This window comes from Thermogutta sp. (genome assembly GCF_014359955.1).
Taxonomy (GTDB): domain Bacteria; phylum Planctomycetota; class Planctomycetia; order Pirellulales; family Thermoguttaceae; genus Thermogutta.
Map to the genome: position 1 here is coordinate 1 of NZ_JACIYL010000682.1, position 2432 is coordinate 2432.

Sequence of the window (2432 nt, forward strand, 5' to 3'; positions counted from 1 at the left end):
GAAATAGAAGTAACTCTCGTCCGGTATGCCCGTCATGAGCGGGTTGGGGCATTCCTGCCGCACCTGATTCCAGCCCATGTGTGGGACACTCCATCCGTGCGGCAATTCGAAGCGGACAACCTCGCCTCGCAGCAGTCGAAAACCCGGGATTGGACCATTCTCGTAGCTTTTTTCGAAGAGTAGCTGGAGTCCCAGGCAGATCCCCAGGAAGGGGCGACCAGATTCGATGAAGCGGAGGATGGGTTTGACGAGTTCCCGCCGTTTCAACTCGGCCATGGCATCGCCGAAGGCCCCCACCCCGGGGAGCACAAGCCGCTCGGCGTTGGCCACCCGCCCTGGATCATCAGTGACCTCTGCGCGGAGTCCGAGTTTCTCGAACGCCTTTTGGACGCTCCGCAAATTACCCATGCCATAATCGACGATCGTGACACTACCGGATTCGGATTGGGATGTCGTCATAAAACCCCACCAGTTTTAGAAAGCCCGTCCAAAAGAGCCTCACAGGTCGGTTGATTCCAGGTGCGCGATCATTTCCAAAAACCGTCTCATGGAAGGACACCGCTTCTCTTTATCAGGTTCAATGCAGGCATGGATGGCGGCCGCCAGATCGGGATGAATCTGCGGCCGATAGCGTCGAATATCCGCGGGCGGCTTGTCATGGGCCATGGCCGCCATACCGGTTGTCCCGCGCTCCCATGGAAGCTCAAAAGTGAGCAACTCGTACATGCTCACGCCGAACGAGAAGATATCCAGGCGTTGATCGGTGGGGTAGCGCCGGACTAACTCAGGGGCCATGTAGTTAGGCGTTCCGCTGCGGTTGCCCGGCGCCATAAACGGCGGTGTGGCCGGTACACTCAAGCCGAAGTCGGTCAGCTTGAGGACGCTGAAGTCCCGATTGAACATAAGGTTACGGGGACAGATATCGCGATGAATGAAGCCGGCTTCGTGGACGACAGCCACTGCCTCGGCCACCTGCCGGATATATGGTAAGAGAGGCCGCTGGAACAAAAACGGGCTTTTCGCCACGAGATGGCTGTTCAAACCGCCGCCCTCGAGATACTCCATCACGAGATAGGGTTCGTCCTTTGTGGTCCACCCATATTCATAGGTCATCACAATGTAGGGATGGACAAAGAGTGTGGCGATTTCCCCTTCGCAGGGCTTATTCAGGCCTTTGAAGCGGGCTTCGTACGCGGCCGTTTTTTGGGGATCGCAGATTTTCAGGCCAACGATTTCGCCCCGTTCGCGATCCATCGCCACGTAGAACTTGGACATTGTTCCCGCCACGCCCTCCCGAAGGATTTTGAATCGGGCGGCAATATCGACCTTCTTCCGGGGCTTGACGCCTTTGGAAGAGCGTCCGAATAACGATTGAAGGAGCTTGAGCACCATGTTTGGTCCGTCACTGATCTCCCGAGAAGCCCCCTCGCGAACTGCTGGCCCCAATCACCCTTATGGCTAGTTTAAATGCCACCCGGCACTCGGGCAAGAAAGCTCCGGAGTGAGTCATGCCCCCTTTTCTCCTGCTGGATAGGGTCGCGGACCTCGACAACGCCTTGATCGGGAGAGAGATTCAGTCCGATGGCACCCACTTTCGGAGGGACGTGCTTGTCACGTCCGGATTGCAACGTTGCGATCATCATCTTTGACCGACCGGATTCTAACTTTTCGGTTCAGTCACCGGTTGGACCGGTAGGGGCAATTCATGAATTGCCCCTACCGGCCGGTATCGCGGTCGACGGCGCGACGGGGCTCATAGCAGTTGACTGAATTAACCACCATTCAAACAGCGGACCTGACAGGCCCGTGCTGCCAGGAGATGCGCGGAAGGGCGCGCTCGTCCTGCCCGTTGACACTTTCGATCTCGGGTTGAGATCAGTCGGCATTCTGTGGTGTCGCCGTGATTGTCGCCGACCATTCTGCGATGACATCTCCGGCGTGAACCTCGCGCGGTCCCGAGATGTGGTTGAGAATGAGCCGGTCGGTGGCACGGCCTCGCTCAGGCTGAGTGGCGCCAGCGTAGAGCACATCCCTCGGTGGTGCAAGTTTGATTGCGATCACGTGATCAATTTCCACGTGATCAGTCCAGGGCGCTGTCCAGCGGAGCCCGGAGTGGGCGGGGATGGTCCTGGATGTGCCAGCGAGCCGGATTTCCCGTCTTGCCTGTTCGAAAATCCAGTGCTGATCGTTCAAGACGCCGATCAATCCTGTGGCGACTTCCTGGATCGTGCAGTCCCGCTGGACGACGAGTTTTTCGCGGATTCGCGCCCGGCCTGAAATGTCCCCGGTCAGGGCCCATTCGGCAAGAATAGCGTCGCCATGGCTGAGGTGAATGATTCCCTCGAACGATTCGTCTTTTTCGGAAAACTCCGCGCGAAGAAGCTTCACGGGTAGCGCTCGCGTGCTGCCCGACAGCCTTATTGATCCCACCA

3 protein-coding genes are annotated in these 2432 nt (G+C 57.9%); all 3 read right to left on the reverse strand.

What is annotated here, in order from left to right:
• Positions 1–459, reverse strand: a 459-nt coding sequence (gene hisH / locus H5U08_RS15810) for an imidazole glycerol phosphate synthase subunit HisH (RefSeq protein ID WP_297035204.1), incomplete at its 3' end; no start/stop codon positions are given.
• A gap of 39 nt (positions 460–498) precedes the next feature.
• Positions 499–1392, reverse strand: coding sequence for a serine/threonine-protein kinase (locus H5U08_RS15815; protein WP_297035207.1), 894 nt, complete (start codon positions 1390–1392; stop codon positions 499–501).
• Positions 1393–1875: 483 nt separating this feature from the next.
• Positions 1876–2432 (reverse strand): hypothetical protein (locus H5U08_RS15820; RefSeq protein ID WP_297035210.1); only part of this gene is annotated, 557 nt, incomplete at its 5' end.